Here is a 9,263-nt window from a genome sequence, read left to right on the forward strand (position 1 = left end):
TATAATAAAATCAATAAGTTATAAAATAAATATTTAAAATTATTTTGGATAGCTTATTCCCCTGTATCCATGTAGATCTCAATTCTTTATTTTGTCCCTCGCCTAGTATACGTGAATCCATTAGGGAACGCATGGAAGAAACTATCAAAAAGTGTTAACTCTAAGTTAAGCAGTTTTCCAAAAATGTTTCTCAAAAGCACTCATCACCGCTTTCATATAAGCTAATATTCATTATGAATCTCCCATCCAATTTCAAATTATCCAAATTCGAATACTAAGCTGGTTATATTAAATTCCAACTTAGTGGGGGGATGGTTCATTACATTAAAACCCCTGAGCTTTATATTTAAACCTACACCGCTAGATTTTCGCTGTAGTAGATTCTATTACTTCTTGTGGCTGCATAGATTGAGCACCATTTTGTTTTAACAATTGTATGCAACTTTCTTTTATGCTTGACTCACTTTTGCTTTTGAAAGCAAAATCTAATACCGTTTGTTGGGTTTTTGGAGAACATTCATTCACTGAGGCTCTATGGGTACCAATTAAGAGCTTCAACACTTCAATATCACTAACGTAAGCTGCTTGCCTTAGTGCTCGGTTCATGTCCTTCAAATCGTGATATAATGAAGCAATTTATTATTCTGGAGTTATTTGTTATGCCAAGCCCTGATGTAATTTTTATAGGAGCAGGTCCGGTAGGTTTATTTGCCGCGATCCAAACAAAATTATTCTGTCCTAATCTCAAGATACGTATGTATGAAAAATATGAAGAATATCAACGTGATCATGTTCTACATGTTGATAAAAAATCATATAAAGGTTCGCACCTAAACCCACAATTTCAAGCCATACTGAATCAACTAATTAACACAGTACCCACAAAAGTTATAGAAGAAAAATTGTTGACGTTTGCGAAAGAAGTAGGGATTGAGATTCAATACCAACATATCCTCTCAACACAAGAATTAGCTGAAGCTAATCCTGAGACATCTGTTATCGTGGGATCAGATGGCTCTCATAGTCTTGTGCGAAAGGAAGTTTTTAGGGATAAAAAAATTATTCAAGAAGATCTACAGTATATTGCTGAAATCAAATATACAGTACGAGGACCATCAAGAAAAATGCATCTCCAAATGGAGTTTTTTCCTATCTTATCTCTTATTCAACACTTTGCATCGGAACATGTTGGTAAAGAACATGAAGGGCAATCGCAAGTATCTATTCGTTTTTTTATTGATCAGACTACCTTCGAAGAAATGCAAGATTTAGGTATCAGTTTTAAAACTCCCTTAACATTACTTAAAGCAGAAGAGATACAATCGCCAGGAATAAAAAAATTAATTACAAGTATTAAACAATGGCTGCTTGCCCGATCTGAGCTGGTTAGTGAACAAAGAATTGAGAACTGTGAGCGAATTACTGCTATTAATTTACCCGTCTATCGTAGTGAACTATTTGCACAAGAGCATGGAGGAAAAACATGGTTTCTAGTTGGGGATGCAGCCCTAGGTGTGCCCTATTTTCGAGCTTTAAATGCTGGCCTTTTATCTGCAACACAGTTGGCAAAGTCTATTCATTCGCATTTTTATCCGCACCCACAAGTAGTTCCAGCATTTGGAAGTTATTCAAAAATGTCTAGTGTTTTAGGTAAAAAACCAAAAACATCAATAGCGAGTTATAATGAACATCTATCATCTATTGCTGCTTCTGAAATTTCCAGTGCGCGCTTAAAAAGTTTGGGAGTCAGCTCAGCACTATCCTATGCTAAATCAAGTCAGGCTGTCCCTGTATCTTCCTTCTTGAAATTAACTAGAGAAACGAGGAACCATATCAAAGCAATAGGAGACAATCCTGATAAAAAGCAAGGTTACTGTACCATCCTCTGAGGACGAGTTAAATTATAAAAAGTAGCAGATAAGAACGGAATATTTGCCTCTTGAGTGTGATGGGAGTGTGTTTTAATTAATAGACCGACAAGATTTATTAGGTCATCGTTCAGGTCGAATTACAACACATTTTGCACAGAGATACGTTAGCTACCTGAGTAATTCTTTTGTTCAAACCTCTCTGCTCATTTTTAACCACTTCTCAATATAAGCCTTCGTTTCATCCAGAACCTGCATTAATTGATAATATAGTTTCTCTAATGATTTCGAGTGACCAGCCTTACGACAACGCTCTAAATATTGACAAGCATATTTCATGCGTAAAGTACCACAAGAAAGGGCACCTCCTTTCGCCCTATGAGCTAATTTTTCAACCTTGTCCCAATCTTTAGCTATAAAAGCGTCCATAATCTCTTTTTTATCTTTAATTATTTGACTAGGCATTGATTCTAAAGACTCGCCTATGATGCTGTAATAATCATCGCCATAAATTTCTTTAAGTACTTTCATGTCAAGATAAGGATACTGATCTAACATGAATAATTCTTCTTCTGTATCAGGTAAATCAGGACCTAGGCCAGTCTTTGGTGGGGTAGATATGTCTTTTTTAGAAAGCATTGATTGCTGAGCAACATTAGAATCAATATCATTTTTTGAAATAAACTGCTGAATTAGATTTTTAAGCATAGCTATACTAGCTGGCTTAGTGAATACTTTATCTATGCCTGCTTCCAAACATTCTGGCTCAGCCATTCGAGTGGCATGTGCTGTTAAAGCGACAATGGGGACTTTTTTTCTATGATTGGCTTTTTCCCAATCTCGAATTTGTTTGCTTACTTCAATGCCTGATATGCCAGGCAACCCTATGTCTGTAATAATCAAATCAAAATCGTTATTTTTTGCAAGCTCTAGACCCGTTTCACCATCAATCGCTGATTTAAATCGACAACCTGCTTTTTTTACAATTGACTCAAGGCCAAGTAGAGCTGGTGGGGTGTCTTCAATCAGCAACAACAAAGGTGAGTTACTTAGTAAGGTATCTTTTTGTTGAAGAGAAGAAGGGGGTTGTGTCTCTTCTGTCTTCATATCGTTTGGTTTTTTAATAACTTCAATTGATTGCTCTTGTTCAGGTACAATTTGAACCGCATCTTTCGCATTACCTATTTTAAAAGACAATACAAAATAAAAACGACTACCTTTACCCTCCTTACTTTCTAATTGAATTCCTTCTTCTCCTCCTAATAAATGCACATATTTTTGAGCAATATGCAAACCAATACCATACCCTTTATCGATTGCTCTGTAAGAGGGATTTACTCGAAAAAAACGTTCAAATATTTTTTCTTGTAAATCAGGCGCAATGCCTCTGCCGGTATCAACTACACTTATAGCCAATGTAACTTTTTTCTTATTTTTTTTAAGCAATTTAATTTTTACGCCAACATAGCCTGTCTGAGTAAACTTAATTGCATTCCCCAGCAAATTAAGCAAAACTCGATGTAATTTAACTCGATCAGTAATTAAATAAGGTGGGATAGATTTAGCAATATCTACTTTAAATTCAAGTTTTTTTGATTGAATCATGGGCTTTTCAAGTTTTTCAATTGCATCAATAAATTGATGCAAATCAAAACATTCTTCGTTTAAGACTTGCTCAGTATATTTATCCGCGGAGACAGATTGCAATATACCTGTACATAATTCTAATAATCGCTCACCGCTTTTGTTAAGCCATTGAGCTCGTTGTTGATTATCTGGTGTAGATTGCTCATCCATTAAGTCAGAAGACATATTGATAATACCAGTGAGAGGTGTCACAAAATCGTGAGACATATTTGCTATAAATTCCGATTTAGCACGACTGGCTGCTTCTGCTTTTTCTTTTGCTTCTTTTAAATCGGTAACATCAGTTGTAATACCCAATACACCTATAATTTTCCCTTTATTATTATAAAGGGGGACTTTATTTGAGATATAGTATTTCGGCTGCCCATCAACAAAAACAACAGGCTCTTCAACATTTAATCGAGGCACACCTGTAGACATGGCCTCTAATTCAGCATCCTTAAAAGATTGTCCTTGCCCTTCTGTCCAATTAGCTAGCTTACTCATTTCCTCATAAGTTAAACCCGCTAATTCAGAAGCAGATTTTAAACCGAAAAAATGAGCCAATTCATTATTACCACCTCGTAAAACACACTTTCTATCTAACCAGTAGACATGATCAGGCATGTTGGCAATGATGGATTGATAAAATGCACATATTTCTTGTGCATATTCTTCTGCACTTGATGAGCTGTCTTGTGCTTGACCTGTAATAAGAGTGTTTAAATCAGCCAAATTTTGAATATTAGCACGACTAGCCGCTTCTAATTTTTCTTTGGCTTCCTTAAGAGCGGTAATATCCGTCGAAATTCCTGCCACGCCAATAATTTCACCGTTTTTGTTGCGAAGCGGGACACGGCTGGTTAATAAGTGTAAAAAAGTATTATTCGAATGAGGAATAGGAGGATCTTCAATACCATAAATACCTTTCCCGCTATGTAGCACTGTCAAATCATCATTTTTCAGTTTAGACGCTAGACCTTCTGGCCAATTGCAAAGAAAAGCGAGTTCTTCATAAGATTTGCCTAGAAACTGTTCCATAGTCATATTGAGCATGGTTAGAACGTTTTGATTACAGCCTAGCATTAAACAATTTTTATCTACCCAATATACGTTACATGGCATGTTTTCAATTAATGTTTCCAAATGAAAGATTGCATTTTTATTCTCTTTGTCAGAAAAATTAATTGTTTTGAGCACATGAAATAAACCTTCAGGGGTTTCTATAGAAAATGCCCGCCATGTCAGTTTTGTGTTATCGATTAACGTTGTGATCTCTTGATTCAATGTATTATTAGCATGTGTTTTAATATAATCGGAAATGAAAAAAGCAAAATGTGCCTGGTGACAAATCTCTGAGAAGGGCTTACCATATGCTTCAATTAAGGGGCAATGCAATAATTTTTCCGCGCTATCATTCAATAAAGCAACCTTAAATTGATCATCCAGAATGACAAGAATTTCCGGTAATCCATCAGCAATAGCTTGGAAAAGAGGGTTTTTTATTAAACTTGATGGATTAATACTCATATTTTGTGATATCCTATGCTCGATTGCTGTGTAAGGAAGATATAAATATCTATTTAGAATTTTAGTTTAAAATTATACGAGCTTCGAGTAATTATGACCAACTCTTGTTACTTAATAGGTAAGATAGCATTACTAATGCGCAACTCAACTATTTGCTAGAAATTTTAAGATTGTCTCAATCATCTCCCCAGTTAAAACTATTCAACAATGAGCAATAAACCACAACATCGCTTGGTTCAAATCAGTTAGTGACCTAAAAGTATCGGAAGCACCCCCATTAGTATTGTTAACAGTCAGATTCTATCAACAGATTTTATTAAATATAGCCCATATTGCTGTAATTAATTACCATGATCCTCTTTTACCCGATTATTCTGGGGTAAATGCAACGACCGGGGCAATATTAAGTCGTCAAACGCATCATGGGGTAACTGAAATACTACATGTCTATTTTTAAGATTTTCTCGGTCAATTTTACCGTTTGGGGTTAAAGGGAGCACATCTAGAGGAACAAAGTTGGCAGGAATCAAATAGCCAGGTAAATTTTCTATTAAGAAGTGACGCAATTCTGATAAAGTTTCTTTCGCTTCTTGTTCAACAACCACATAAGCCACCAAACGAGGATGGCTTGGTTCCTGCTCATTAAGAATAACAATATTTTCTTTAACAGAAGGAAAACTATTAATAGCACATTCTATTTCGCTGAGTTCAATACGAATGCCCCGCAGCTTAATTTGATTATCCTTTCTTCCTAGGAATTGAACACTTCCATCTGCTAAAAAGCGGCCTTGATCACCTGTTTTATATAGTTTAACAGAAAGCTTTTCGTCAAAGCTATGCATAATAAAGCGCTCCTGATTTAATTCAGGCTTGTTATAATAGCCTCGTGCAACTCCTAACCCACCAATGTATATTTCTCCAATCTCTTCTTTGGCTACCTTTTTGAAATTTTCATCAAGCAAATAGATTTGAGTATGTGGGAATGGCTTACCAATAGGAACATATTGCTGTGATGATAGTGTTATTAATGATTCTACCTCTTCGAACCAAGTACTATCAATAGTTGCTTCAGTAAGCCCGTAAGAATTAATCACTCGGGTTTTATGACCACAAAATTGTTTAAGATTACGGTACTCACCTAAAGTCCAACTATCTGATCCACAAAGTAAAAGACGCATAAAGCTAAAGTCCTTGTTTTTTGCTTTCACATAACTTATCAATCGTCGTAAAATAGTTGGAACAAATTCAGCACAATTAACATCCTGAGTGATTATCAAATTATAAAGCTTCTCTGGCCTTAATAAATTAATTTTGGAGCATATTACTAGCTTAGCGCCTGAGCATAACGCCCTTAATAAGTCGCCTGCAAAAACATCAAAAGAAAAACTGGCCATTTGTAGATGACAATCTTGGGAAGTTAAATTGTAAATTTCTTGCCAACCTAGATAAGTTGCAATTAAATTTGCATGGCTAACCATTACTCCCTTGGGATTACCTGTAGAGCCTGAAGTATATAAAAGATAAGCTAAATTATCTGACTTCAAAAAACAGGGCGGGTTATCTTGGGAAAATGCCTCGAAACGTGATTTATCTGTATCTAAACATATAGTCTTAATTGCAACAGGAGGTAAATGTTCTAAGAGTGATTGTTCTGTTAATAATAATTGGATTGCAGAGTCATCAAAAATATACTCAATTCGATGTGTGGGGTATTCTGGATCAATTGGAAGATAAGCCCCCCCAGCTTTCCAAATGGCAAGAATTCCAATCACCATATTGAGTGAACGTTTGACAGAAATACCAACTATTGTTTCAGCTTGAACCCCCATTCTTATGAGGAAATGAGCCAGCTTATTAGCCTGGATATTAAGCAACTTGTATGTTAGGATATCGCCATGAAATTCTAAGGCTGGCAGATTTGGGTTATGGATGGCTTGATATTCAATAAATTGGTGAATGGCCTGTATTGCCGAAGGAGAGTGTAAGTGAAGTTTCACGATGTAAATCCTTATAACTTATAAATTGTTTTACATAAGCGCGCTAGCCTGAACAGTTTAATCATTATCCTTATGAAACTTACCTAATTAACTTGGAGCAGTGTCTTATGTTTACTGGTCGTCGTTTACTATCCCTATCATCCTTGCCATACAGTCACTTGTTTAGACCTTACAGTGACAATTCTACCTCAAAATTCACACAAATTATATGCCAAAGAAAAATTAATGTTCGTGAAATGAGCAAAAAAGATTTGCAATTGGTTGTTAATTGGGCAATTAAAGAATCGTGGAACCCTGGACTTTACGAAATTGATGCGTTGTATGAGGCTGATCCAAAAGGCTATCATCTACTTGAAATTGATGATAAGCCAGTTGCTTCATTGGCTGCTGTTCGTTATGCGCCAAATTTTGCTTTTTTAGGTCTTTACATTGTCGCCCCTTCTTACAGAGGCCAAGGCTATGGCAAGTTACTTTGGGATATGGTTATGGGTAATCTAAAAGATTGCTCTACCATCGGGCTTAACGGCGTAAGCGAACAAATAGGTCAATATGAGAAAGAAGGCTTTAAGCTGGCACATAGTAATATCCGCTGGCGTGGGAATCTTTTAGACTCACAAAAGTCTTTTTTTGAATCGTCAGAGAAAGAAATTTCTCTACATAAACCGATGTCCTTAACTTCTCTTATTGATTATGATGCTCGCTTATTTCAAGCTCCTCGTCCGAAATTTCTTTCTAAATGGTTAACAATGCCTCAATCCCATGTATTAGCAGCTATTGAAAATGGTGAGCTTTGCGGTTATGGCGTAATTAGTAAAGCAAATGAGGGGTATAAAATAGCCCCTTTAGTTGCAGATAATCAGATGATTGCTAAAAGAATATATACTGCCTTGTGCCGCTGCGTTGGCAAGCAAGATCAAGTGCATATTGATGCGCCAGCTAATTCTGAAGCGATTCATTTAATGGAACAATTTGGTTTAGAAAAAACATTTGAAACGTTTCGTATGTACAAAGGGGAAGTTATCCCTATAAATAATGAAAAATGGATTGGACTAACTTCTCTGGAAATTGGTTAGCCGTCTGGCCAAATTGAACCCGTTATTTTCAAGGAATAATGATATGAATATTTTAATGTGCAAGCCTCAGCATTATGGCATTTTTTACGAAATCAATCATTGGATGCATATTGATCAACCCGTTAACCAGATGAACTCACAAAAGCAATGGCAAAGCTTATATGAAACTATATTGAATTTAGATACGCAGGTTAAATTAATTGAACCTATTCATGGTCTCCCTGATATGGTATTTACAGCAAACGCAGGACTTATTTACCAAAACCAAGTTTGGATTAGTTCCTTTAAAAATATAGAACGCCAGTCAGAAAGTAATTACTTTAAATCGTGGTTTGAAAAAGAAGGCTTTGAGATTATCAATACAAAGCCTGAAATTATACAACCACCTACTTTTGAAGGAGCGGGCGATGCATTATTTTTCAATAATTATTTAGCAGTAGGTTACGGTTTTCGCAGCGATCTATCCAGTTATGACCAACCATTTTTTAAGCAATTTAATCTCATTTTTTGTGAACTTATTGACCCTTATTTCTATCATTTAGATACTTGTTTTTGTCCGTTAAATTCTTCGTTAGCACTTTGGTACCCTCACGCTTTTAGTCAGAAATCTCAGGAAATGATGCGGAAAATGGGTGAGCTTATTCCTGTGACAGAAGACGAGGCAAAACATTTTGCCTGTAATGCAGTAGTAATTGGAAATGATATTATTATACCTGCCCGTTGTCCTAAAACATTCAAATTATTAGAAGAGTATGGATTTAATGTACATGAATGTGAAATGGGTGAATATATTAAATCTGGCGGTGCGTGTAAATGTTTGACACTAATGATTTAGCAAGTTCCACCAGCTTAGTAATAATTTTTTCATCACCAAAAGAAAGAATAAATACCCACCGTTTTTTGAGAAAGGACGGTGTTTCAATAAATACAGAGCAGTCATCATGGGTGAGCAAGTTTGCAAGATAGCATGCAAGACAGGTTTTGTCGCAGAAAATTTCAGGCGCTGGTAAAATTTCCAAATTTTTTGGAGTTCGACGATGCTCAGTTTCAAATGGAAGTATTTCAAACAGGATATGATCCTGCTGTTGGTCAGATGTTATCTGGCCTATTCCCTGAGCTATCGTGATGTTGAGGAGCTTGCTCTGGAGCGTGGCCTGAACGTAGACCAT

The 9,263-nt window shown here is 35.9% G+C and carries 7 protein-coding genes; 3 read left to right on the forward strand and 4 right to left on the reverse strand.

Features of this window, described 5'->3' with window-relative positions; genetic code table 11:
- Positions 1-360: 360 nt before the first annotated feature.
- Positions 361-606: a hypothetical protein gene (locus tag WA877_RS01830; RefSeq protein WP_425169238.1), complete on the reverse strand. Its 246-nt coding sequence runs from the start codon at positions 604-606 to the stop codon at positions 361-363.
- Between the two features lie 53 nt (positions 607-659).
- Here WA877_RS01830 and WA877_RS01835 point away from each other — a divergent pair, with 53 nt between their 5' ends.
- A complete protein-coding gene (locus WA877_RS01835) occupies positions 660-1,889 on the forward strand; it encodes a hypothetical protein (protein WP_425169239.1) in 1,230 nt (409 codons plus the stop codon).
- Positions 1,890-2,060: 171 nt separating this feature from the next.
- On the opposite strand, the gene WA877_RS01840 is transcribed toward WA877_RS01835, so the two are convergent.
- Both WA877_RS01840 and WA877_RS01845 read right to left on the reverse strand, forming a co-directional pair.
- A complete protein-coding gene (locus WA877_RS01840) occupies positions 2,061-5,024 on the reverse strand; it encodes a PAS domain-containing protein (RefSeq protein WP_425169240.1) in 2,964 nt (987 codons plus the stop codon).
- Between the two features lie 341 nt (positions 5,025-5,365).
- Entirely contained in the window at positions 5,366-7,021 is a 1,656-nt protein-coding gene (locus WA877_RS01845; protein WP_425169241.1) for a non-ribosomal peptide synthetase, read from the reverse strand.
- A 107-nt stretch (positions 7,022-7,128) separates the two neighbouring features.
- Between WA877_RS01845 and WA877_RS01850 the strand changes: the two genes are divergently transcribed.
- Positions 7,129-8,094, forward strand: a complete 966-nt coding sequence (locus WA877_RS01850) for a GNAT family N-acetyltransferase (RefSeq protein WP_425169242.1) — start codon at positions 7,129-7,131, stop codon at positions 8,092-8,094.
- 43 nt (positions 8,095-8,137) lie between these two features.
- Positions 8,138-8,929 (forward strand): dimethylarginine dimethylaminohydrolase family protein, encoded by a 792-nt coding sequence (locus WA877_RS01855; protein WP_425169243.1) that lies wholly within the window; start codon positions 8,138-8,140, stop codon positions 8,927-8,929.
- Here the strand turns inward: WA877_RS01855 and WA877_RS01860 are convergent.
- Positions 8,886-9,263: hypothetical protein (locus tag WA877_RS01860; RefSeq protein ID WP_425169244.1), on the reverse strand; the 378-nt coding region annotated here is incomplete at its 5' end. The genes WA877_RS01855 and WA877_RS01860 overlap by 44 nt on opposite strands.

Origin of the sequence: Legionella sp. (genome assembly GCF_049790535.1) — a bacterium.
Lineage (GTDB): Bacteria > Pseudomonadota > Gammaproteobacteria > Legionellales > Legionellaceae > Legionella.